Here is a 23085-nt window from a genome sequence, read left to right as displayed (position 1 = left end):
GTGGTGAACGGACCGGCGCCTTTGCGCTGCGCCGCGGAGCCCTTCGCAGGGCACCGCGGGCGGAGGGCGGGAAGAGACCTAGTAGACCGGCTTCTCCGGCTCGACGGTGTTGACCCAGCCGATGACGCCGCCGCCGACGTGTACCGCGTCGGCGAAGCCCGCGGACTTCAGTACGGCCAGGACCTCGGCGGAGCGGACGCCCGTCTTGCAGTGCAGGACGATCTTCCGGTCCTGCGGGAGGTCCTGGAGGGCGGTGCCCATCAGGAACTCGTTCTTCGGGATGAGCTTGGCGCCGGGGATCGAGACGATCTCGAACTCGTTCGGCTCGCGGACGTCGATGATCTCGATCTTCTCGTCGCCGTCGATCCACTCCTTGAGCTGCCGGGGAGTGATCGTCGAGCCGGCCGCCGCCTCCTGGGCCTCCTCGGACACGGCGCCGCAGAAGGCCTCGTAGTCGATGAGTTCGGTGACGGTCGGGTTCTCGCCGCAGACCGCGCAGTCCGGGTCCTTGCGGACCTTGACCTGACGGTAGGTCATCTCCAGCGCGTCATAGATCACCAGCCGGCCGACGAGCGGGTCGCCGATGCCGGCGAGCAGCTTGATGGCCTCGTTGACCTGGATGGAGCCGATGGAGGCGCACAGCACACCGAGGACGCCGCCCTCGGCGCAGGAGGGCACCATGCCGGGCGGCGGGGGCTCGGGGTACAGGCAGCGGTAGCAGGGGCCGTGCTCGCTCCAGAACACCGAAGCCTGGCCGTCGAAGCGGTAGATCGAGCCCCAGACGTACGGCTTGTTCAGCAGCACGCAGGCGTCGTTGACCAGGTAGCGGGTGGCGAAGTTGTCCGTGCCGTCGACGATCAGGTCGTACTGCGCGAAGAGCTCCATGACGTTCGTGGAGTCCAGGCGCTCTTCGTACAGGTTGACGGTGACGTACGGGTTGATGCCCAGGACCGTGTCCTTGGCGGACGCGGCCTTGGAGCGGCCGATGTCCGCCTGGCTGTGGATGATCTGGCGCTGCAGGTTCGACTCGTCGACCTCGTCGAACTCCACGATGCCGAGCGTCCCGACGCCGGCCGCGGCCAGATACATCAGCGCGGGCGAGCCCAGGCCACCGGCGCCGACACACAGCACCTTGGCGTTCTTCAGCCGCTTCTGCCCGTCCATCCCGACATCGGGGATGATCAGGTGGCGGGAGTACCTGCGGACCTCATCGACGGTGAGCTCGGAAGCGGGCTCGACCAGGGGTGGCAGCGACACGGGGACTCCGTTGGTCGGTCTAGATGGGGTTCCCCCCGCCCGAGCGGAGCCGAGAGTGGGGGAGCTTGCTCTCCCCGTAACACTGCCACGCCCTTCTTCATTCCGAGACACCCGTTCCGATGCGCGAGACGAATGTGTCCCAGCAGCCGGGCAGCGCTTCCCGGGCGCCGCCGATGGCTCCGGCCGTCCGGGCGGCCCGGCGGTCGGTGACGTGAACGGTGACGTGAACCGTGCCCGTGCCGGACCGGCGGTCGCCCCGCAGCGCCTCGTCGAGACGGGCCCGCGGCACCCTGCGCACGAGGCGCCCCCTGTCCCGGCGTCCCGGCATGCGGACATCGGTCTCACATATCCGGGCGGCAGCCGGCGGGCGGTGCGGGCCGGGGCGGGCGCCCGGCACACCGCTCCCGCGCGGCGTCGCCCCGTTCGGGGCGTGGGCGGTACCGGCGGCGCCGGTCAGATGCGGCATGCGGCCTCCATCCAGATGTCGGCCAGGGACTCCTCCAGTCCGATCCGCGGGCGCCAGCCCAGCCGGTCGCGGGCGGTGCGGACGTCCGCCTGCTGCCAGGTGCCACAGCCGTCCGGATACGGGTAGGTGGCGGGCGGCGAGCCGACCGGGTGCTCGGGGGACGGACCGGGGATGACCAGCCGGGCCGGCGGGGATTCGAGTTCATGGAGCGCACCGCCGAAACCGGCGACCCGGGCGAGCACGGACGCGGCCTCGCGCAGCCGGACGGCGCGGCCGGTGCCGATGTTGACGACGCCCTGGGCGGCGGACAGCGAGGCGGCGTGCACCGCCCGCGCGACATCGCGGACATCGACGAAGTCCCGCTGTACGCCGAGCCCGCCGAGCTTGAGTTCGTTCTCGCCGGACTGCATGGCGCGGCGCATCGCCTCGGCGAGCCGGCCCAGCGGTGATCCGGCCGGGGTGCCGGGGCCGACCGGCGAGAAGATCCGCAGCACGACGGCGTCGAGCCCGGAGCCCAGGACCAGTTCGGTGGCGGCGAGTTTGCTCACGCCGTACGGCCCTCCGGGGCGCGGCACCGCGTCCTCGGCGGTGGAGGAGCCGGGCTGGGAGGGCCCGTACTCGGACGCGCAGCCCAGGTGGACGAGGCGCGCGCCGCAGCTGCTGCGCCGCAGCGATTCGCAGATGGTGGCGACCGCGACGGTGTTGTGCCGGGTCAGCTCGCGGGCACCGCCGCGAGTGGCGCCCGCGCAGTTGACGACGACACCGGGGTGGACCGCGTCGAGGAAGCGGGTCAGCGCCCCGGGACTGCCGGTGGCCAGGTCGAAGCGGACGTCGGCGTCGTCCCCCCGCCCGAGGGCGGTGAGCTGGACGGCGGGGTCGGCGAGCAGGCGGTCGGCGACATAACGGCCCAGGTAGCCGTTGGCGCCGATGAGCAGCACCCTCATCGTGCGACCCCCCGGTTCGCGTGGCATGTGGTCGGCTGGACGTTCATGTGTCGTGCTCCTAAGGCGGATCGAGGGAAGTACGTCGGCTTTGGCCGCGGCGTCGGCTTCCGCCGCGGGGGCGCGGGCCATGTGGGGGGTGAGGTCCGCGGGGAACGGGCCGCAGCGGCCGTTTCGGGGTGCCGCTGCGGGGGCGGTGCCTGGTGGCGGTGCCCGTGTGGGGGGCCGGGGAGTCGGGGGCCGGGGAGCCGGGGGCCAGGGGTCGTCCAAAGGGTCACGGCCGGTGCGCCTCCGCCGGGCCGGAGAGGGCCGGCCGGTGCGCACAGGCACCGGTCAGCGCCCGCAGGCCGTACACCAGCAGGCCGGCCGCGGCGGCCGTGCAGGCCACGGCGGGTACGGCGGCCGGTCCCCCGGCTGCGGCCAGCGCCTCGACGGGGCTGTCGAGCAGGCGCAGACCGGGCAGCCGGGCGATCAGCACCAGGGACAGGGCGAGGGCTTCCAGGGCGGCGGCCGCGGCCAGGCCCGTCGCGGCCGCCCCGGGGAAGCCGTGCACCGCCAGCAGCCGGGCGAGGAAGAGCAGCACCCCCAGCGCCGCCGCCGCGGCCGGCGCCCTCGTGTCACCGCCGCCGAAGACGGCGCCCGCGCCGAGCAGCAGCGCCACCAGTGCGCCCAGGAAGAGCAGGGTGGCGGCGAGCAGTAACGGCCGGACCCGGGCGGCGAGTTCTCCGAGGCCGCGGCTGGCGGCCAGGCCGCGCCGCCCGCGCACCGCGAACCAGCGGGCGCAGCCCGCCGCGGGGGCGAGGGCGAAGGCCAGTGCCACGGCGGTGGCGACGGCGGCCCGGGGATCGGCGGACGGCAGATCGGGGCCACCGGCCAGCAGCTGTCCGAGCAGCCAGTCGCCGTACACCGCGTACCCGGCCGTCCAGCAGACCCACAGTCCGGCGGTCCGCGGTCCGGCGCCCCGGTGGCGCAGCCGCAGCGGCCCGGACCGGACGCCCAGCCGGACGGCGAGGGCGAGCAGCACCCCGCCTGTGGCACCAACGGCGGTGCGTTCGGCGGGAGTTGCCGCATCGGCCGAGGCGAGGGCGGTGACCGTCGCGACGCAGACGGCGCCGGGCAGCAGCTGCAGCGCCGCACACACGCGCCAAGAGCCCCGGGCGGGAACGGGCGCGGACGGAGGCTCGGGCACCGCCGCCGGGGAGGCCTCCGGTTCGGCGCGCGGCACCCGGGCGTAGAGCTCCTCGGCCAGCGAGAAGACGTCCCGGTGCCGGAACCGTGCGGCCGTACGGTCGGTGACACCGTGCGCCTCCAGGCCGGCGGCGATCTCCAGCGCGTCGACGGCGTGTGCGCACAGCTCCTGATGACGGTGCATCAGATTCCGTACGGGGTCGGCGGGGCCGCGGCGCACGGGCCGGGCGGCGGCCTCCTTGCGGGGCGGTACGGTCCGGGCGCGCCCGTCCTCCCTGGCCGGTACGGCGCGAGTGGCGCCGCCGTCGGGCGCGGTCATCGCCCGTCCCCTCTCCCCCGGGCCGGGGCGCAGCCGCCCCGGCCGGGGCCGGGGCAGGGCAGGCGCCGCCGGGCCGGGCGGCCGTGGCCACCGGGGGCGGTGCGGCGCTTTGCGTACGCCGGGCTGCCGGGGAGGGGGCGGCGGCGGAGAACGTCCCGGCTGCCGCCGTGCGCCACATCCGCCATCCCCGTCACCAGCGCCACACCCACCACGCCCATGGCACACATCACATCGAGCACAGCCCTCACCATTACTCTCTCTCCTTCACTCCGGTCGCGCCCGGCTGGTCGCCGGCCCCTGCCCATCTCACCGGCTGTCCCACGCCTCGGATGCCGGGCGCTCCCCCGGGCTCGGGGGCTCCGTCGCCCGGGACCGGCGGCCCGGCAGCCCGCTCCCCCTCTGGGACGGCCCAACTCGGCGTACGGGCGGCGGGCACGGCGGTCCGGGTGGCGGCGCCGGTCGCGGCCCAGCGGCCGGGGACATGGGACTCGGCGGGGCGGGCGAAGGGCTGCGGGACGCCCTGGCCGTCCCGCCCGCGGCAGGCGACCGGGCGGGCCGGGGCGTGCGAGATCAGCTCCAGGTAGATGCCACGAAATGCCGCGACGTTCTGCTCGACGGTGAACAGCTCCAGCGCCCGCGCCCGAGCCGCCGCGCCCAGCCGGGCCCTGCGGTCCGGGTCGCCGAGCAGCGCGGTGCAGGCCGCGGCGAGGGCGCGGGGGTTGCGCGGCGGGACGACCAGGCCGGTGCCGCCGATGACTTCACAGACCGCGCCGACGTCGGTCGAGACCGTGGCGCGGCCGCAGAACATCGCCTCCACCAGGGAGCGCGGAAAGCCCTCGATGACGCTGGAGAGCACCACCACCGCTCCGGAGGCATAGGCGTCCTCCAGGGCCGGCACATCGGGGCTGCCGATCTCCTCGAAGCTGACCGGACTCTCGCCGACGGTGCGGGCGTCGGCCGCCTCGTCGGGGAAGAGCTGGGCGGCCAGCGCCCGGCAGTGCGCGAGATATCCGGGCGCCTGCGGATCGCGGCCGACCCCGCCGATGATCCGCAGGGTGGCCTCCGGCTCGGCCTTGCGGACCTCGGCGAAGGCGTGCAGCAGCGCGAACAGATCCTTGGCCGGTTCGACGTTGCCGACCCACACCAGCGTCTTGGAGTCGTCCGCCGCGGCGTCCGCGACCGCGGCGAAGGGCGCGGCGTCCATCCCCGGGTGGACCGTGCGCAGCCGGGCCCGGTCGGCACCGCAGTGTTCCTGCCAGCGCCGGGCGTGGGTGTTGCCGGGGGTGATCAGCGCGGCCTGGGTATAGGTCTCGGCGGCCAGCGCGCCCTGGAAAGCGGCGAGCAGCGCGCGCACCGGCGCACTCAACGGCGAGGCGGCGCGCGCGAGACAGTGCTCGCGCAGCCGTACGCCGCCGTACTCGGTGACCAACAGCGGGGTGCCGAAGAAGCATTTGGCCAGCAGTCCGGGGAGGGCGGCCGCGCCTCCCGAGGTGGCGTGGCAGAGGTCCACACCGCCGAGTCCGGGCCCCTCCCGTCCCCCGTACCAGTCCAGGGACAGCGGCCGGAGCGCGAGGGCGAGCCGGGCGGTGACGGCCAGCAGATCGTCGACCTGTGCGCCCTGGGCGGCGGGCAGGGCGCGGCGGCCGTGGCAGGCGGATTCCAGGATGCGTACGGCGTCCTCGGAGCGCAGCAGTGCGGTCAGTCCGCCGCGGTCCCGGGCGAGTTCGGCGAGCCCGTAGAGCCCGGCGGCGAAACGGTCCGCCTGGCCGGCCGCGACGGGTCCGCGGGCACCGTCCGGGACGGCCGGCGGGTCCTTTGCCGGCGCGCCCCCGTGCGCCGCGCCCGTGGCCGGCCCGCCACCGGGAGGCGCGGTGGCGAAGGCGGTCACGAGATCGCCGAAGCGCTCGGCGAAGCGGCGCCGTTCGCGGCGTCCGGGGGTGCGCCCCTTGTGCTCCTCGCCCCGCCGTCCGCGCCCGGCGGGGAAGTCGCCCCACAGGGGGGCGCTGCACACCAGCCGTACGTGCTGCGGAAGCCGGGGCCGGGTGCACGCTTCCTGACGGGGGTCGGTGCTCAGGGCGTAGACCTCGAAGTCATGGCCGGTGAGTCCGCGCACGAGCCGGTCGCACCACGCGTGCGACTCACCGGCCGCATACGGATAGCCACCTTCGGTGAGCAGTCCAATACGCACGGGTGCACCCCCGTCCTCCCATATCGGCGTCGCTGGCGTGCCGGCGGCACGGCCGCCACCTGCGGGAAGAAGGTATGCAAAGGGCCGGTGGCCCGATGGACGGTTGTCCATCGCGCCACCGGAAGGGGTGAAAGCACGTAACTTTCCACCCCTGAGGGCGTTTCGATGCGCTATGTGACTGCTATGCCATGGTCCGAAGCGCCCGCTGAACGAAGATCCGCCTCCCGGCAGGGCGCCGCACCATGAGAGACACCCCGTCCCCGGCCGGGTGCTCGCCGCGCCGGGCGCCCGGTCCGGTCACCGCTGGGTGGGGAACGGCCAGGAGTTGGGCCGGCAGGTCACCCCGTCGGTCGTCAGGAACTTGGTCTGCTGCATCATCACCGGGGCCAGGGCCCCCTGCCGGGAGCAGATCTCGTGGTTGTGCCCGAGGCGGTGGCCGACCTCGTGGTTGATCAGCATCTGGCGGTAGGCGTACATCTTGTCGTGGCCGTAGGTCTGCGCGCCCTGCGCCCAGCGGTACGCATTGATCATGACCCGGTCGGTCGCCGCCGAGTCACACGAGACATTCTCCTCGCCGGTGTCGAGACCGGACTTGGCACACCACGTCGCGGTGGTCCCCGGACTGGCCAGCGTGATCACGAAATCGGCTTGGCCGGACCCCACCCGCTGGAAGGTCCGCTGCCCGCCGTGTGCCCAACTCCGCTCGTCGTTGAGGGTCTTGTGCACCGCCTCGGCGAACAGCGTGCCGTCCAGCGGCAGCCCCTCCTCGACATCGACGCGGTAGCGCAGCACCTTGCCGTGTCCGGGCGCCTTGGCGTCGCCGCCGACGGGCTTGAAGCGGCCGCTGGCCGTCATGTGCGCGTCCAGCGGGAAGACCTGTGTCATCTGCTCTTCATAACTGGCGGGCTTGGCGTCCTGGGTGGGCCTGGCGTGTGACCTGGAGGCCTCGTCACCGGCTCCGTCGGTACGGTCGTTGCCGCTGCGCGTCTGCGGGTCACCGTCGCTCTTGTGCTGTTCGGCGACCTGGCCCGCGATGACCACGGCGAGCACGGTGGTCACCGCCGCGGCCGCCGCGCCGGTGAACGTCCGGCCCTTGCCGCCCTTCTTGCTGCCGTGCCGCGACTCCTCCGCGGATCCGCCGGCCCCGTCCGGGTCCGCCGGACCGCCCGGCCCGGCGCCGTCCGCGCCGGATGCCGCCCGGTCCGGCCCGTCGGCCTCGTGCCGGTCGAAGACCACCGAGCGCCCGGTGAACCGGCCGCCCGGGGGCACCCCGTCCGCGCCGGGCCCGTACGGACCGGCCGCGGGGCCCGCCGTCCGGGGCGCACCGGCCCGGAACACATCGTCGTCCGCGGCGTCCGCGGCACCCGGAGCGTTGGTGAACGACCCGCCGTCGAAGGCATCCACATAGTCGCGCCGCGGGCCCGGACCGCGGCCCGGCGTCGCGACCGGCGGTGCGCCGGGCGCCTCCGTGCGCGGCCGGGGGATCCTCGGCGCGCCCCGGCCGGACGCCACCGCGGACGTCGGCGCACCGGGGAACGCGCCCCAGCCACCGCCCGGTTCACGCTGTTCGGGATGCCCGCCGCGCACCGCGTCGCCCTCGAACGGCTCGCGTCTGCGGCGCCCCGGGCCGGGCCCCGCTCCGGAGGTACCGCCCCCCGAGGGGCTGTTGCCGGGCGGACCGGCGGTCTCCGTACTGTCCGCAGCGGTCTCCGGCCGGCCTCGGCGGCTATGGCGTCCCACGGGGCGTGTCAGCTCCTGCCCGCATCAGCGGTCACATCGGTCACTTCACTGTCGAGCAGCTCGCGGATGGCCCGCGCCACTGTTTCCGGATACTCCATCATCGCCACATGCCCGGCCTCCGGGAGCGTCAGCAGTCGCGAACCGCGGAACGCCGCGGCCGCCCGCCGCGCCATCCGGAAGGAGACCAGGCGGTCGCGCCCACCGTAGACGAGAAGGGTGGGGGCGAGCACTCTCTCTGCCTGACGCCACAAATTATGCTGTCCGCCCAGCGTGTAGGCGTTCACCAGCCCGCGTGCCGAGCGCTCCATCACTTCCCAGAAATAGGGGAGTTCGAGCCGTCGCGCATATTCGTCGACGGCGGCGTTGAACCCTTCCGGGCTGACCCGGCCGGGGTCGCCGTAACAGAGCGCCAGCACCTCGCGGGTACGGCGCTCGGGCGTCCAGTCATGGGTGAGCCGCCCGAAGAGGCCGGCAATACCGGGGACGGCGAGCAGCGCCGTGGGCACCGCCGTCAGCTGTGGGCGCAGCTCGGGCAGCGCCGGGGAGATCAGGGTCAGGGTGCGGACGAGATCGGGGCGCACCGCCGCCACCCGGGTCGAGGCGGCGCCGCCCATGGAGTTGCCGATGAGATGGACGGGGCCGCGCCCGGCCGCGTCGAGGTGGCGGATGACCGCGCGGGCCTGCGCCGAGACGGAGTAATTGCCGTCGTCGGGCGGCGGGGACTGCCCGAAGCCGGGCAGGTCGATCGCCTCGCCGTCCACCCGGCCGGCGAGCAGCGGCATCAGGTCGGACCAGTTCTGCGAGGAGCCGCCGAGGCCGTGGACGTAGAGCGCGGGCTCGCGGTCGCGTCCGGTGCCGCCGCCTCCGGCGCCGTCCGGTGCGGCGTCCGGCCGTGCCGGCTGCCCGACCGGTGCCCGTACGTTCAGCGTCAGGCCCGGCAGGGTCACGGTGCGCACCGCCTCCGCCCCGCCGCGCCGGCCGGGGCCGGCCGGCGGCACCGGGAAGGCGGCGGTCGCGGTGTCCGGCGACTCGGTCGAAGACATGGGGACGATGTTACGAGACGATCACACCCCCGATCGTGTGTCCGCGGTCACACACCGCATCGCGCTGCCGCGGCCACTCTCCTACGCTCGTAGTCGAGGGCAGCCGCCCCGGCCCCTGCTTTCACGCCAGGCACCAGCCGACGAACGAGCACGCAAGAAAGGGAGCCACCATGCGCGTCGACCCGACAGACCCGGAGACTTTCGAGGACGAGAGCGACGCCGCCGAATTCGACGCCGAAGCACCCGAAGCGGACGCCGCCGAGCAGTACGCCGATCTCGCACCCCGTCGCAACGAGCCGCTGGCCGACCTCGACCCGGACGAGGCGAACGAGGCGAACGAGGCAGATCTCGCCGAACAGGCCCGCGTCGTGGAGCTCAACGAAGACGAATACCGATGACCTGGGACGTTATGTCGGCTTCCGACAAGGGGGCCGGGCAGAATTTCTCGGCCCGGACCGCGCACAGCCGGGTTACCCAAAAGTACGATGGCGGGCGCGGTGCACCATCTTGTACGGGCCGCGTACGGAACAACTTCTGGGAGGCAGCGTGAGCGCCATCGAGCAGACCGAGGCGGCGCGCCCGCGGGGCACTCGCCTGCCACGCCGAGCCCGGCGCAACCAGCTTCTGGGCGCTGCCCAGGAAGTCTTTGTCGCACAGGGCTACCACGCGGCCGCGATGGACGACATCGCCGAGCGGGCGGGCGTCAGCAAGCCCGTGCTCTACCAGCACTTCCCGGGCAAGCTGGACCTCTACCTCGCCCTGCTCGACCAGCACTGCGAGGCCCTGCTGCACTCGGTCCGTGCGGCGCTGGCGTCGACGTCCGACAACAAGCAGCGGGTCGCGGCGACGATGGACGCCTACTTCGCGTACGTGGAGGACCCGGGCGGCGCCTTCCGGCTGGTGTTCGAGTCGGACCTCACCAATGAGCCCGCGGTCCGCGAGCGGGTGGACAAGGTGTCGCTGGAGTGCGCCGAGGCGATAAGCGCGGTGATCGCCGAGGACACCGGGCTGTCGCGGGACGAGTCCATGCTGCTCGCGGTGGGCCTGGGCGGCGTCTCCCAGGTGGTGGCGCGCTACTGGCTGTCCTCGGGGAGCAAGGTCCCGCGGGACACCGCGGTGCAGCTGCTGACCTCGCTCACCTGGAAGGGCATCGCCGGCTTCCCCCTGCACGGCAGCGACACGCACTGACCTTGTTCGCTGCGGGCGTGGCCCACGGCGTCCTGCGCATCCCCGTACCGGGCTAATGTGTGCTGCGTACGGCGCGGATCGCCGCGCATCCTCCCCCGGCCGACGCCGGGGGACCCCGGACCGTCGGAGGGACAAAAGCCGTGGAGGTCAAGATCGGCGTGCAGCACGCACCCCGCGAGATCGTTCTTGAGAGCGGGCAGTCCGCGGAAGAGGTCGAGAGCGCGGTGTCCGACGCACTGGCCGGCAAGTCACAGCTGCTCAGCCTGGTGGACGACCACGGTCGCAAGGTCCTGGTCCCGGCGGACCGGCTGGCCTATGTGGAGCTCGGCGAGCCGACCGCCCGCAAGGTCGGTTTCGGCGCGCTCTGAGCGAAGGGCGCCGGATGCGGCGCCCACAGGTGACAAGGGCGGCGGCCCGGAGGCATACACTCCGGACCGCCGCCCTTTTCGCGCCGGTTGCCTGCGCCGGCCGCCCGTTTTCTTCCGCCCGATCCACGCCCCGGTCGCCGCATTTCCGCAGATCAGGCCGTTCGAGTCGGTCCGGCTGGGCTGATCGGGCAGGGGACCTGCGCCGGGAGGGTTGCTGCCGGTGCCCCTTGGGTACGACCGCCTACGACCGATTTGTTCAGCGGATCGGCATCGTCACACGGGAGGGAACAGCATGATCTGGGAAGCGCTCGGCGCCGTGCTCATCGGCTTCGCCATCGCCCTGTCCGCCACGCGTTGGCTGCCCGACCGTTTCCCCGCGCGCACCCTCACGCTCGCGACGGGCCCGGTCGCCGCGCTGCTCGGCGCGCTGCTGACCCGCTCCATCCTGGGCCCCGGCTATCCCGTCCAGGTGATGGTGGCCGCGATCGCCGTGGGGGCGGCGCTGCTGTCGGTCCTGGCGCGCCCGCCGCGCCCGCGTCTTCGGGGGCCGGCCGCGCCGTTGAAGGGGCACCGGACGGCCTGAACCGCCCGGCACGCCCGTCGTACGTCAGGCCGCCAGACCCAGCGCCGCCATCCGCTTGGTGTGCGCCTCGGTGATCCGCGAGAACATCCGGCCCACCTCGGCCAGGTCGAAGCCGTCGGCCACGCCGCCCACCAGCATCGTGGAGAGCGCATCGCGGTCCGCGACGACCCGCTGCGCCTGCGAGAGCGCCTCACCCATCAGCCGGCGCGCCCACAGGGCGAGGCGCCCGCCGACCCGCGGCTCGGCCTCGATGGCCGCGCGCACCTTCTCCACGGCGAACGACGCATGCCCGGTGTCGTCCAGCACGGCCAGCACCAGACCACGGGTGTCGGTGTCCAGCCGGGCTGCGACCTCACGGTAGAAGTCACTGGCGATCGAGTCGCCGACATAGGCCTTGACCAGGCCCTCCAGCCAGTCCGACGGCGCGGTCTGGCGGTGGAACTCGTCCAGCGCGGCGGCAAACGGCTCCATCGCCTCGTTCGGCTCCGCCTCGATCTGCGCGAGCCGCTCCCGCAGCCGCTCGAAGTGGTGGAACTCGGCCGAGGCCATCTTGGCCAGTTCGGCCTTGTCGTCCATCGTCGGCGCGAGCTTGGCGTCCTCCGCCAGGCGCTCGAAGGCGGACAGCTCGCCGTAGGCGAGGGCGCCGAGCAGATCGATCACGGCGGCCCGGTACTGCGGGTCGGCGGATGCCTGCGCCCAGTTCTGGGCGGCGATCCCGGTGTGTTGTTGCGCGTCAGCCGCGGCGTTGTCAGGCGTTCCCATGACCGGCACAATAGCCCGCTCGGCCGCTCGGGGAAGGCCCTGGTCAGCCACTCTCGTTCACCCGTACGAACGGCGACGGGACCAGCTGCCCGGGTGCCGTGCGCCCGTGATGTATTCCTCACTCATACAAGCCTTCGGATGGGCGAGCCATATCCGGGGTACAGTGGTATTTGGACCTGCCGAGTATCGGTGGGTCGTTCCACGAAGCGGATGCCCGGTCGGTGGCCCGATCGGCTCCAAACCGACCGCCCTCTTTTGCGGCGCGTAGCAGACATACGCACAGCAGGAGGGACACCGCTCGCGGCAGGAGTGCCTGAGCGTTGGCAGTGGTCCCGCCCCACCGGCTGTTAGCAGGCCGGCCCCGTACGAACCCGTACGAAGGTGCGGTACGACCCCCTTCGCCGCCTCACGCCGCGTCTCACAGAAGAGGCAAGATTCTGTCTACATTTCGAGACCTTGGGATTTTCCCCGAGACGGCCGAGGCCCTGGAAGCCGTCGGCATCATCTCCCCCTTTCCCATCCAGGAGCTGACGCTCCCCGTTGCCCTCTCCGGCAACGACGTCATCGGCCAGGCCAAGACCGGCACGGGCAAGACCCTGGGCTTCGGCCTGCCGCTCCTGGAGCGCGTCACGGTCCCCGCCGATGTCGAGGCCGGCCGTGCGCAGCCCGAGCAGCTGACCGAGGCGCCGCAGGCCCTGGTCGTGGTGCCTACCCGCGAGCTGTGCCAGCAGGTCACCAATGACCTCCTCACGGCCGGCAAGGTGCGCAATGTCCGGGTGCTGGCGATCTACGGCGGCCGTGCCTACGAGCCGCAGGTCGAGGCACTGAAGAAGGGCGTCGACGTCGTCGTCGGCACGCCCGGCCGGCTGCTCGACCTCGCCGGCCAGCGCAAGCTCAACCTCTCCCAGGTCAAAAGCCTGGTGCTGGACGAGGCCGACGAGATGCTCGACCTGGGCTTCCTGCCCGACGTCGAGAAGATCATCCAGCTGCTGCCGGCCAAGCGCCAGACGATGCTGTTCTCCGCGACCATGCCCGGCCAGGTCATCTCCCTGGCCCGCCGTTACATGTCGCAGCCCACGCACATCCGCGCCACCGCGCCGGACGACGAGGGCCAGACCGTCCGCAACACCACCCAGCACGTCTTCCGGGCCCACTCCATGGACAAGCCGGAGATGGTCGCCCGCATCCTGCAGGCCGAGGGCCGGGGCCTGGCAATGGTGTTCTGCCGTACGAAGCGGACCGCCGCCGATATCGCCGACCAGCTCGCACACCGCGGCTTCGCGTCCGGCGCGGTGCACGGTGACCTCGGCCAGGGCGCCCGCGAGCAGGCCCTGCGCGCCTTCCGCAACGGCAAGGTCGACGTCCTGGTCTGCACCGACGTCGCCGCCCGCGGCATCGACGTCGAGGGTGTGACGCATGTCATCAACTACCAGTCGCCCGAGGACGAGAAGACCTATCTGCACCGCATCGGCCGTACGGGCCGGGCGGGCGCCAAGGGCACCGCGGTCACCCTCGTCGACTGGGACGACATCCCGCGCTGGAAGCTGATCAACAAGGCGCTGGACCTCGCGTTCGACGAGCCGGAGGAGACCTACTCCACCTCGGCGCATCTCTACGCGCAGCTGAACATCCCCCAGGGCACCAAGGGCGTGCTGCCGCGCGCCGAGCGCACCCGGGCCGGGCTGGCCGCGGAAGAGGTCGAGGACCTCGGCGAGACCGGCGGCCGCGGCCGTGGCCCCCGTAAGGGCGGTGTCGTCGAGGAGGAGCGTCCCCAGCGCACCCGCACCCCGCGGCAGCGCCGCCGTACCCGTAGCGGTACGCCGCTGGACGAGTCCGCCGCCGGGGCACCGGCGACCGGGGCACCGGCGACCGGGGCACCGGCGACCGGGGCACCGGCCGCCGCCGAGGGCACCGAGGGTGCGGAGGCCGGCCCGCGTCAGCCGCGTCGGCGCCGCCGTACCCGCGGCAGCCAGACCACGGGCGCAGCGGCCGTGACGGCCCCGGCCGCCGTAACCGCGGGTGCCGCCGCCGAGGTGACCGAGGCGGCCGCCGTGGTGGCCGAGGCTCCGGCCGAGCCCGCCAAGCCGCGCCGCCGCCGTACCCGCCCCGCCCGTCCGGTGGACACCGCGACCTTCCAGACCGTCGAGACCGCCGCAAGCGCGCTCGCCGCGGCACAGGCCGCTGCGGTCACCGAGGTGACCGGTCCCGCCGAGGCGCCGGCCACGCCGCGCCGCCGGACCCGCAGCGCCACCAAGGCCGCCGCGGCGACGGCACCGGCCGCGGTGACGGAAACCGTGACCGACGCCCCGGACACCGTGGTGGAGGCGCCGGCCAAGCCGAAGCGGACCCGCAAGGCCCCCGCCAAGACCGCCGAGGCCGTCGTGGACACGGCCGAGACCTCCGTGGAGGCACCGGCCAAGCCCAAGCGCACCCGCAAGACCGCGGCCACCGCGAAGTCCACGGCGGACGCAGCCGTCGCCGAGGACGCCCCGGCCAAGCCGAAGCGGACCCGCAAGGCCGCCGCCGCGAAGCCTTCCGTGGCCGCGGCGGATGCCGCCGAGGCCAAGCCGGTGCGCCGCCGCACCCGCGCCAAGGCCACCGCCGAGGCGACGCCCGAGAGCTGAGCCTCTCCCCGGCAGCCACCGGGATCCCCGGCTTGATGACCCGGCCCCGCACTTGGCGGGCGCCGGGTCGTCGGCGTCCCGGCGCCCGTTTGCCGCCAGGCCCGGATAACCTCGCCTCATGAGCAGGCCGCCCACCCTCACACTGCCCCCGTGCGCCCGTGCGTACCGACTCGACACCGGGCGCGGCAACTTCGCCGTGCAGGACGCCCGGCCGGATGCCGCGCCGATCGGGACCGCCCTGCTGGTGCCCGGATTCACCGGCAGCAAGGAAGACTTCATCGCCCTGCTCGCGCCGCTCGCCGCGGCCGGGTTCCGGGCGGTCGCGGTGGACGGGCGCGGGCAGCACGAATCTCCCGGGCCGCGCGATGAACGGGCTTATGCACAAAGGGAGTTGGCCCTCGATGTACTGGCCCAGGCACGGGCCCTGCGGGAGCCGGACGGCGGGCCGGTCCATCTGCTGGGCCACTCGCTGGGCGGGCTGGTCACCCGGGCCGCGGTGCTGCTGGATGCGGCCCCGTTCCGTTCGCTCACCGTGCTCAGCTCCGGGCCCGCGGCCATCGAGCCGTCCCAGCAGGCCCGGGTGCGGATGCTGATCGAGGCGCTCGGCACGGCCGGCATGGAGAGCGTCTGGCGGATGATGCGCGAACTGGATCCTCCGGAGGCGGCGGACGCGGCGACGCCGCCGGAGATCGGCGCGTTCTTGCACCGTCGTTGGCTGAACACCGTCCCCGAGCAGCTGATAGCGACCGGCCGTCAGATGCTGGAGGAGCCCGACCGGGTGGCGGAGCTGGCCCGTACGGGGCTTGCCACCCATGTCGTCTCCGGGGCGGTCGACTACGCCTGGCCGGTGCCGTCGATGGATGCGATGGCCGAGCGGCTGTCCGCCCGGCGCACCGTCATCGAGGGCGCCGAGCACTCCCCCAATGCCGAACGGCCGGAGAAGACGGCCGAGGCCCTCGCCGGATTCTGGAGCGGTGTGGGCTGAGCGCCGGCCGCCCGTGGGGACCGGGCGCCGGGCGGCGTATGGGCCGGGCGGGCGGTGTCGCCAGGACAGCGCCGGGCCGTTCGGCGAGCATCGAAGAGGGCGGGCCCTCACCGGCGCCCGGCCGACACCGGCTACGCACGAAGGGCTCGATCATGACCGAGAATCCGGCGACTCCCCCGGCCGGCGCCGCGGACGGCCCCCACGGCATCGCGCTGACCCGGGCCTTCGACGCCCGCCGCGAGCTGGTCTTCGAGGCCTGGACGACGCCCGAGCACTTCGCGTACTGGTTCGGCGGGGAGCTGGAGGTGCCGGTCGACCGGATGACGATGGACGTCCGGCCGGGCGGGGCCTGGAGCCTGGTGATGCACACCCCGGACGGCGGGGCGCTGCCGTTCTCCGGTGTCTACCGCGAGGTCGCCGCCCCGGAGCGGCTGGAGTTCACCCTCAAGGACGCGGCCGCCCCGAGCGGCACCGAGGGGGAGATCGTCCGGGTCACCCTGACCGACCTGGACGACCGTACGGAGATGGCCTTCCGCCAGCTCGGCGGCAATCTCACCTCCGAGCAGTACCGCCAGGCGGAGGCGGGCTGGGAGGGCTTCTTCGACCGCCTCACGGAGCTGCTGGCGAGGGCCTGAGCCGGGCCCGTTGCCTGCTGCCTCCCGGACCGCGGCGGCCAGGGAGCTTCGTGACCGCGGGCCCTGGCACCGGAGCCGGTTTCCATGCCCCCGTCTGCCTCACGGGCGCACGACGGGAAGGTGAGGGCAGACGGGAAGGTGGGGACAGACGGGAAGACGACGACAGACCGAAGGCGAGGACAGACCGGAAGGTGAGGACAGGCCCTAATACTGCCCCTGGACGTGGTCCCAGAAGCCGTCGCGCAGGACCCGCCGCAGATCGGCATGGCTGCGCAGGGAGTGCCGCAGCAGCGCCTCCGCGGCGGTCAGGAGTTCCTGGTCGACGGCGCCGGGCAGATACGGGTGGCCCGGCAGCAGCCCGGCCACCCACTCGCGGCCGCGTTCCGACAGCCACTGCGCGGCGACCTGCGCCCCGACGAACCGGACCTCGTCACGGCTGGGCGCCGGCCCCTCGCCGGCCGTCTGGTCGTGGTATTCGACGCCGACCCGCCGGGTGACGTACGGCTTGCAGAACTCCAGGTCGAAGGTGCGCGCGCTGTCGACCTCCCACAGCAGCGGCTCGGCCTGGTTGCGGCCGCCGGAGGCCTCGATGCCCCACAGGTGCACCCGCGCGCCGTAGCCCTGCGCCGCCTCCACCGCGGAGACCAGGTCCTCGTCCCCGCCGATGAGCACCGCATCGCTGATCGCACGGTGCCGGGCCAGCGACTCCAGGTCCGAGCGGATCAGGGAGTCGACGCCTTTTTGCTGGTTGTTGGCGTTGAGGTTGCCGAGCCTGACCTTCACATCGGGCAGCTCGGCGATCCGCTGCTGCTCCTGGGTGTGGATCCGGCGGCGGGCACCGTCGTACCAGTAGACGCGCAGCAGCCGGCTGTCCGGGAAGATCATCCGGGCCTTGTCGATGAAGGCCTCGATGATCCCCTCGGCGTCGAGGTCGAAGGCCTTGCGGTCCTCCGTGCCGGCGACCAGCCGTCCCGCCGCGGCGTACACATACCCCGCGTCCACGAAGGCCGCATGGGTGGAGGGGGTGGTGGCGACCTCGGCGAGTACCCGGGTGAGCAGCTCGTTGGTGCGCTCGATCCCGGCGGCGAGCGCGGTGAGGTCGGTGGGGCCCGTGGGCCGGACGTCGTTCATACGGGACCCATTCTCCGGGCGGTCACTCCGCGGGCACAACTGCGCTCCGCCCCCGTATTTAGACCGTCGAAATTTTTCTTTAGCGTAGGGAATGATTGCACTGGGCAGGACGTTGTACATGTACAGAGCGCCCGGCAGCGACGCCGGGCAGCTCGTCTGCCCAAGAGTTCTCCGCAGGAGGATCAGACGAAGGGAGAAGCCGTATGCGCTTCGAGATCATGCGCCTGGACGATGTCGACGGCACCGCCGTGGACAGCACCGTCGTGGACGCCGCCTCCGTCAACCGGATCGTGCAGCAGGCCGCCGCCATAGGCCAGCGCATCTACATCCGCCCGGCCGGCACCGCCGCCCGCTGACACCTGTTCCGCCGCCCGACGACGCGACAGCACCGCCGGCCGAGCCCGGCACGGCCGCACCGCACGAGCGCCCCCGTACGAACACTGCAACCTAAGCACGTCGTACGGGGGCGCTGCCGTGTCCCCGGCCGCCTCCCGGGGCCCGGCGGACATCAGGCGCCCTGGATCACCTGGAGCACGCCGTTGATGATCTGCTGCACGGCGAGCGCGGAGAGCATCATGCCCGCCAGCCGGGTCACCAGGACCACTCCGCCGTCCTTGATCACGCGGATGATCACCAGCGAGAACCGCATCACCACATAGAGCACCACATGGATCGCCACGATCGCTGTCCAGACGGAGAGCTGTGCGGCGAAGCCGTGCGCATGCTGCACCGCGAGGATCACCGACACGATCGCGCCGGGCCCGGCCAGCAGCGGCATACCCAGCGGGACCAGCGCCACATTGACGTCCTTGGTCTGGGTCGGCTCCTCCGACTTTCCGGTGAGCAGATCCAGCGCGACCAGCAGGAGCAGCAGTCCGCCCGCGATCATCAGCGCGGGCGTCGAGATGTGCAGCCGCCCCAGGATCTGCCGGCCGAAGAGGCCGAAGACGGCGATGACGCAGAAGGCGACGGCGGCCGCCTGCCAGGCCATCCGGCGCTGCACCTTGGCGGGCCGGCCGGAGGTCAGGGCCAGGAAGATCGGGGTGATACCCGGCGGGTCCATGATCACGAAGAGGGTGACGAAGAGCGTACTGAAGACAGCGATGTCGAACACGGTGAAGGCCTTGCGAGAGGTGGTACGGGACGAGCACGCACGGGCGGCGCACGCGGGCGCGGACCCGTACGAGAAAGGGAGGGAAGAGAGGGAGGAAGGAAGGGGGCGGCCGGCGGGCACCGGGGGGGATCCGCACCGCCCGGACGGCACCGGGCAGATGGCGGTGAAGGGTGCGGGTGACGGGGCGCGGCCGCCGGCCGCGACGGGTCAGCCGCCCGCGCCGGGAACGGGGAAGGCGCCGGTCGCGCGGCGCACGATCTCGCCGTAGATCTCGGGATCGGTGGTGTATTCGCCGAGGCGGCAGGTCTTGCGGCTGCCGTGGTAGTCGCTGGAGCCGGTGGTCAGCAGGCCGAGGTCGGCGGCCAGGCCACGCAGCCGCGCGCGGGTCGGGGCGTCGTGGTCCATGTGGTCGACCTCGATGCCGTCGAGACCGGCCGCGGCGAGTTCGGCGATTGCGCTCTCCGGTACACAGGAGCCCCGCTTGACGGCCAGCGGATGGGCAAAGACGGTGACCCCGCCCGCGGCCTTGACCAGCCGGATCGCATCGAACGGGTCGAACTCGTGCTTCTGCACGTACGCCCGGCCGTCGTTGGCGAGCCACTCGGAGGTGAAGGCGTCCGATACGGAGCCGACCACGCCCAGGTCGACGAGGGCGGTGGCGATGTGCGGCCGTCCCACGGCGCCGTCCCCGGCGATCCGGGCGACCTGCTCCCAGGTGATCGGCACATCGAGTGCCCGCAGCCTGGCGACCATGCCCTGGGCCCGCGGCACCCGGTCGTCCCGGACCAGCTCCCGCTCACGGGCGAGTTCCGGCTCCTCGGGGTCGAAGAGGTAGGCGAGCATGTGCAGGCTCACCCCGTCGATCCGGCAGGACAGTTCGGCACCGGTGACCAGGGTCAGCCCGGCGGGCAGCGCGGCGCGCGCCTCGGCATGCCCGCCGACGGTGTCGTGGTCGGTCAGCGCGACGACGTCCAGACCCGCGGCCGCGGCGCCCCGCACCAGCTCGGCGGGGGTGTCCGTACCGTCGGAGGCCGTGGAGTGGGTGTGCAGATCGATACGCACGACGCGGACTCCAGACTGCTGCGGCACGGCACGGGGCGGGGCCCGGACGGATGGCCGGGCGGGGGACACCGTAGGGGGACGTCAGAAGGATACCGGGCGGCCGGTAGCGCCCGGCACCCGTCGGACGGTGAGCGACGCCACGCCGGCCGCCACACCGGACGCCACCCCGGACGCCGCACGGCACCGGCACCGACACCGACACCCCACGGCAGACGTCTCACGGAACCGGCACCCCACGGCAGACGTCCCGCGGCGCCGACGCCCCACAGCGGACGTCCCGCCGCTCCGCCTCCCGCGCCGGCGACCGGCCCTCAGCTCAGAATCCGCGGCGAGATCGCCCCGCACGGCACCAGATCCACCTCGGCGCCCGCCTCGCGCAGATCCGTCAGCACCAGTTCGTCGTACATCAGCAGCCCCGACTGCTCGGGCCAGGCGATCGCCCAGAGCCACAGCCCGCGCGCCTCGCCCGCGAAGACCGCACGGTCCGGGGGCGCATCGCCGACATGCCACAGCGGGGTGGGGCGGCCGGCGGCGAGCACCTTGGCATCCGGGGGTTTGTCCATGCACATCCCGGGGCCCGGGTCGGGTCCGTCGATTCCGGCGTAGCGCGCGCCGAGTCCGACGCCCAGTTCCTCGGCGATCAGCAGCAGTTCGCCGGGGCCGCCGAGCGGTCCGGGGCCGGTGCAGGCCACCGCGGTCGCGCGGCCGCCGCTGCGGTCGTCGCCGGCACAGGCCACGCCGGTGAACAGCCAGCCGACCGGCAGCGGCCAGGGCATCCATACGGGCACCTGGGCACGGTGCACGACAACGCCGAGCGCCTCGACGCTCGGCGGGACGACCGGCTGGAGTGGATGCACGGTGCCGTGCAGGGCGCACTGCCAGGTGTCGGAGAAGAGACCGGGCGCCCGTACCCGGCCTCCGCACTTCGGACAACTGGGTTCGCCCCTCATAGGGATCCACGGTCCTCCAGCCCCGCCGCCGCGTCAAGGACGATCACCCGACCGATGCGCCCCGAATCACGTACGGCGCCGCGCATTTGACCGCTCACCGCGGCCCGCCGACCGGCCGGGAAAGTAGTTGCGGCTTGCACTCTTTAGCGCGTCTAACTTATTGTGTGTAAACATCAACGATCTCGATCGTCCCCCGGGCTCCGCGCGGACCGGGGACACACAACCGGCAACGGGAAGGGGAACCGCGGCATGAGCGGCACGAAGAGCAGCGGCCACGGCGGCGCGGACGATCCGTTCGAGGAGGGCGGCACCTCCCTCCTCCGCCAGCCGAAGGCCGTATGGGCCACGGCGGGCGCCTCGGTGGTGGCCTTCATGGGCATCGGCCTCGTCGACCCGATCCTCCCCTCGATCGCCAAGGGCCTGCACGCCACCAACAGCCAGGTCTCCCTGCTGTTCACCTCCTACTTCCTGATCACCGCGGTCGCCATGCTGCTCACCGGCTTCGTCTCCAGCCGCATCGGCGGCCGTAAGACACTGCTGGCCGGTCTGGCGCTGGTGGTGGTCTTCGCCGCGCTCTCCGGGATGTCCGGGTCGGTCGGCGAACTCGTCGGCTTCCGGGCCGGCTGGGGCCTGGGCAACGCCCTGTTCGTCTCCACCTCGTTGGCGGTCATCGTGGGCGCCGCGGCCGGGGGAAGCGCGGCGGCGATCCTGCTCTACGAGTCCGCGCTCGGGCTCGGGATGGCCTGCGGCCCGCTGCTCGGCGCAATCCTCGGCGACATGAAGTGGCGCTACCCGTTCTTCGGCACCGCCGTCCTGATGGCCATCGGCTTCGTCGCCATCACGGCCTTCCTCAACGAGCAGCCGAAGCCCGCCCGTAAGACCTCGCTGCTCGACCCGGTAAAGGCGCTCGGCCACGGCGGCCTGGCCTCCGCCGCCGTCTCCGCGTTCTTCTACAACTACGCGTTCTTCACGGTGCTGGCCTTCACCCCGTTCGTGCTGGACATGTCGCCCTACAAGTCGGGGGGCGTCTTCTTCGCCTGGGGTGTGCTGCTCGCGGTGTTCTCGGTGATCGTGGCACCCCGGCTGCAGCACCGCTTCGGCTCGCTGAAGGTGCTGGGCGGCTCACTGCTGCTGCTCGCCGCCGACCTGATCGTGCTGGGCTACGGCGACCACACCACCGCCATCGCCTGCACGGTCGCGTCCGGTGCCTTCATCGGGCTGAACAACACCGTCTTCACGGAACTGGCCCTGGGCGTCTCGGACGCACCGCGCCCGGTGGCGAGCGCCGGCTACAACTTCGTGCGGTGGTTCGCGGCGGCGGCCGCCCCGTTCCTCGCGCCCAAGATCGAGGAGTGGACCGACATCCACATCCCCTTTGTGATCGCGGCCGGCGCGGCAGCGGCCGGCGCCGGCATCGTCGCCGTCCGGCGCCGGGCGCTGACCACCGAGACCGCGGAGCGGGAGCCGCAGCACGCCGCGGAGGACGGGGTCGCGGTCTTCGCCGAATGAGCCGCCGGACCGGGACCGCCACGCCCGCCTGTGCCCGGACGGCCTGCCTTCCGCCTTCCGCCTTCCGCCTTCCGCCTTCCGCCTTCCGCCTTCCGCCTTCCGCCTTCCGCACAAGGAAACTGACGTCCCGTCCGCCTTCGGTCCACCGCGCGGACGGGACGCACCGCATGCGCCACCGCGTGCGGCTCAGTCGAGCGGTACGCCCGTACGCAGTGGGTCCCGCAGATCCGTGCCGTGCTCCAGCCAGCGCTTCTCCAGGGCCTCGGCGCCGTGCACCCGCTTCCAGGCGGCCTCGTTGGGCGTCATCGGCAGCAGCGGCAGAAAGCGGACCGGCTCCATCGGCTCGTCGAGTGCGAGGTCCTCGACGAGACCCCCGGGCGACGCGACCAGCACCGAGGTGAAAGCCGCCCCCGGCCACAGCGGCTCGCCCACGTCCAGCGAGGCGCCGGGGGTCACGATCACCCCCTCGACCTGTGGCGACGCGGCGAGCACGGCGAGCGGCCGGAGCACCTTGTCGCTCTCCGCACGGCCGGCCCGTACGGACAGCAGGAGTTCGGCGCGCGGGCCGCGCAGGGGGTCGGCCAGCACGGCGGTGGGGTCGGCCATGGGCTGCGCGGACATTCCGAGCGTGGCGTAACGCACCACCCCGTCGTCCACGAAGCGGAGGACCTCGATACGGTCGGTGCCGAGGAAGGTGACGGCGGCGCGCGCGTCCGGCTCGCCCAGTGCGGTGCGCAACCGGGCCTCGACCAGCTCAAGAACGTCAGACATGCCGCGAGCATAGATCCGGGCCCTCGTCCGGCCCGCACCGCTCGGTGAGCTTCCCCGCACTGCGTCCGGGGGGGGACCCTCGTCACAGCGTCCCCGTTGTTCGTATGGAACGGGCAAAGCGGCGCCGTATCGCTTCAGGCGGCTGATAGCCTTGCCGTCTGGCTCAGGGAATGACGTCGTCCCCCAACGGGGACCGGCCGGAGGAGGTGGGGCTGCGGTGGATCCGAGTCGACCGTGCAGTACCGATAGTTCTCCTGTCAT

Annotated in this window: 23 protein-coding genes; 9 read left to right on the top strand and 14 right to left on the bottom strand. The window is 73.0% G+C overall.

Going from position 1 to position 23085, the window contains the following annotated elements:
* Positions 1-78 precede the first annotated feature (78 nt).
* From moeZ to ACWGJY_RS15780, 8 genes are all read right to left on the bottom strand, one after another.
* The gene (gene moeZ / locus ACWGJY_RS15815; RefSeq protein WP_453261368.1) at positions 79-1257 is read right to left on the bottom strand and encodes an adenylyltransferase/sulfurtransferase MoeZ; all 1179 of its coding nucleotides are present in this window, start codon (positions 1255-1257) and stop codon (positions 79-81) included.
* 97 nt (positions 1258-1354) lie between these two features.
* The gene (locus ACWGJY_RS15810) at positions 1355-1723 is read right to left on the bottom strand and encodes a hypothetical protein (protein WP_453261367.1); all 369 of its coding nucleotides are present in this window, start codon (positions 1721-1723) and stop codon (positions 1355-1357) included.
* Complete coding sequence (locus ACWGJY_RS15805; protein WP_453261366.1) at positions 1711-2667, bottom strand: NAD-dependent epimerase/dehydratase family protein; 957 nt, start codon at positions 2665-2667, stop codon at positions 1711-1713. The genes ACWGJY_RS15810 and ACWGJY_RS15805 overlap by 13 nt, the downstream gene beginning before the upstream one ends.
* Before the next feature lie 271 nt (positions 2668-2938).
* Positions 2939-4171, bottom strand: a complete 1233-nt coding sequence (locus ACWGJY_RS15800) for a hypothetical protein (RefSeq protein WP_453261365.1) — start codon at positions 4169-4171, stop codon at positions 2939-2941.
* Positions 4168-4422: a hypothetical protein gene (locus tag ACWGJY_RS15795; protein ID WP_453261364.1), complete on the bottom strand. Its 255-nt coding sequence runs from the start codon at positions 4420-4422 to the stop codon at positions 4168-4170. The genes ACWGJY_RS15800 and ACWGJY_RS15795 overlap by 4 nt, the downstream gene beginning before the upstream one ends.
* Complete coding sequence (locus ACWGJY_RS15790; RefSeq protein WP_453261363.1) at positions 4422-6359, bottom strand: DUF3492 domain-containing protein; 1938 nt, start codon at positions 6357-6359, stop codon at positions 4422-4424. The genes ACWGJY_RS15795 and ACWGJY_RS15790 overlap by 1 nt, the downstream gene beginning before the upstream one ends.
* 297 nt (positions 6360-6656) lie before the next feature.
* A complete protein-coding gene (locus tag ACWGJY_RS15785) occupies positions 6657-7946 on the bottom strand; it encodes a DUF3152 domain-containing protein (RefSeq protein ID WP_453261376.1) in 1290 nt (429 codons plus the stop codon).
* A 161-nt stretch (positions 7947-8107) separates the two neighbouring features.
* On the bottom strand, positions 8108-9142 hold the full coding sequence (locus tag ACWGJY_RS15780) for an alpha/beta fold hydrolase (protein WP_453261362.1): 1035 nt from the start codon (positions 9140-9142) through the stop codon (positions 8108-8110).
* Positions 9143-9312: 170 nt separating this feature from the next.
* Here ACWGJY_RS15780 and ACWGJY_RS15775 point away from each other — a divergent pair, with 170 nt between their 5' ends.
* The 4 genes from ACWGJY_RS15775 to ACWGJY_RS15760 all read left to right on the top strand — a co-directional run bounded on the left by ACWGJY_RS15775 (position 9313) and on the right by ACWGJY_RS15760 (position 11281).
* Complete coding sequence (locus ACWGJY_RS15775; RefSeq protein WP_453261361.1) at positions 9313-9540, top strand: hypothetical protein; 228 nt, start codon at positions 9313-9315, stop codon at positions 9538-9540.
* A 148-nt stretch (positions 9541-9688) separates the two neighbouring features.
* Positions 9689-10330: a TetR/AcrR family transcriptional regulator gene (locus tag ACWGJY_RS15770; protein WP_453261360.1), complete on the top strand. Its 642-nt coding sequence runs from the start codon at positions 9689-9691 to the stop codon at positions 10328-10330.
* 140 nt (positions 10331-10470) lie between these two features.
* On the top strand, positions 10471-10698 hold the full coding sequence (locus ACWGJY_RS15765) for a DUF3107 domain-containing protein (protein WP_030088973.1): 228 nt from the start codon (positions 10471-10473) through the stop codon (positions 10696-10698).
* Positions 10699-10990: 292 nt separating this feature from the next.
* Entirely contained in the window at positions 10991-11281 is a 291-nt protein-coding gene (locus ACWGJY_RS15760; protein WP_453261359.1) for a hypothetical protein, read from the top strand.
* A gap of 24 nt (positions 11282-11305) precedes the next feature.
* Here ACWGJY_RS15760 and ACWGJY_RS15755 read toward each other — a convergent pair whose 3' ends face one another.
* Positions 11306-12043 (bottom strand): ferritin-like fold-containing protein, encoded by a 738-nt coding sequence (locus tag ACWGJY_RS15755; protein WP_453261358.1) that lies wholly within the window; start codon positions 12041-12043, stop codon positions 11306-11308.
* Positions 12044-12369: 326 nt separating this feature from the next.
* Between ACWGJY_RS15755 and ACWGJY_RS15750 the strand changes: the two genes are divergently transcribed.
* From ACWGJY_RS15750 to ACWGJY_RS15740, 3 genes are all read left to right on the top strand, one after another.
* Positions 12370-14667 carry a DEAD/DEAH box helicase gene (locus tag ACWGJY_RS15750; RefSeq protein WP_453261375.1) on the top strand — a complete coding sequence of 766 codons (2298 nt, stop codon included), beginning with the start codon at positions 12370-12372 and terminating at the stop codon, positions 14665-14667.
* Between the two features lie 118 nt (positions 14668-14785).
* Entirely contained in the window at positions 14786-15652 is an 867-nt protein-coding gene (locus ACWGJY_RS15745) for an alpha/beta fold hydrolase (RefSeq protein ID WP_453261357.1), read from the top strand.
* Between the two features lie 152 nt (positions 15653-15804).
* Positions 15805-16287 (top strand): SRPBCC family protein, encoded by a 483-nt coding sequence (locus tag ACWGJY_RS15740; RefSeq protein ID WP_453261356.1) that lies wholly within the window; start codon positions 15805-15807, stop codon positions 16285-16287.
* Positions 16288-16491: 204 nt separating this feature from the next.
* Here ACWGJY_RS15740 and ACWGJY_RS15735 read toward each other — a convergent pair whose 3' ends face one another.
* Positions 16492-17418 carry an NYN domain-containing protein gene (locus ACWGJY_RS15735; protein ID WP_453261355.1) on the bottom strand — a complete coding sequence of 309 codons (927 nt, stop codon included), beginning with the start codon at positions 17416-17418 and terminating at the stop codon, positions 16492-16494.
* 203 nt (positions 17419-17621) lie between these two features.
* On the opposite strand from ACWGJY_RS15735, the gene ACWGJY_RS15730 reads away from it, so the two are divergent.
* Complete coding sequence (locus ACWGJY_RS15730) at positions 17622-17774, top strand: hypothetical protein (RefSeq protein ID WP_453261354.1); 153 nt, start codon at positions 17622-17624, stop codon at positions 17772-17774.
* A 152-nt stretch (positions 17775-17926) separates the two neighbouring features.
* On the opposite strand, the gene ACWGJY_RS15725 is transcribed toward ACWGJY_RS15730, so the two are convergent.
* The 3 genes from ACWGJY_RS15725 to ACWGJY_RS15715 all read right to left on the bottom strand — a co-directional run bounded on the left by ACWGJY_RS15725 (position 17927) and on the right by ACWGJY_RS15715 (position 20544).
* On the bottom strand, positions 17927-18532 hold the full coding sequence (locus ACWGJY_RS15725) for a MarC family protein (protein WP_453261353.1): 606 nt from the start codon (positions 18530-18532) through the stop codon (positions 17927-17929).
* A 207-nt stretch (positions 18533-18739) separates the two neighbouring features.
* Complete coding sequence (locus ACWGJY_RS15720; RefSeq protein WP_453261352.1) at positions 18740-19594, bottom strand: PHP domain-containing protein; 855 nt, start codon at positions 19592-19594, stop codon at positions 18740-18742.
* 311 nt (positions 19595-19905) lie between these two features.
* The gene (locus ACWGJY_RS15715; RefSeq protein WP_453261351.1) at positions 19906-20544 is read right to left on the bottom strand and encodes a DUF6758 family protein; all 639 of its coding nucleotides are present in this window, start codon (positions 20542-20544) and stop codon (positions 19906-19908) included.
* 249 nt (positions 20545-20793) lie between these two features.
* Here ACWGJY_RS15715 and ACWGJY_RS15710 point away from each other — a divergent pair, with 249 nt between their 5' ends.
* Positions 20794-22053 carry an MFS transporter gene (locus tag ACWGJY_RS15710; RefSeq protein WP_453261350.1) on the top strand — a complete coding sequence of 420 codons (1260 nt, stop codon included), beginning with the start codon at positions 20794-20796 and terminating at the stop codon, positions 22051-22053.
* 186 nt (positions 22054-22239) lie between these two features.
* On the opposite strand, the gene ACWGJY_RS15705 is transcribed toward ACWGJY_RS15710, so the two are convergent.
* The gene (locus ACWGJY_RS15705; protein WP_453261349.1) at positions 22240-22824 is read right to left on the bottom strand and encodes a suppressor of fused domain protein; all 585 of its coding nucleotides are present in this window, start codon (positions 22822-22824) and stop codon (positions 22240-22242) included.
* Between the last annotated feature and the right edge of the window lie 261 nt (positions 22825-23085).

Source organism: Streptomyces sp. NPDC054765, from assembly GCF_053612065.1.
Note: the sequence above shows the minus strand (reverse complement) of the source record. Positions and strands in the feature narration are given on the sequence as shown.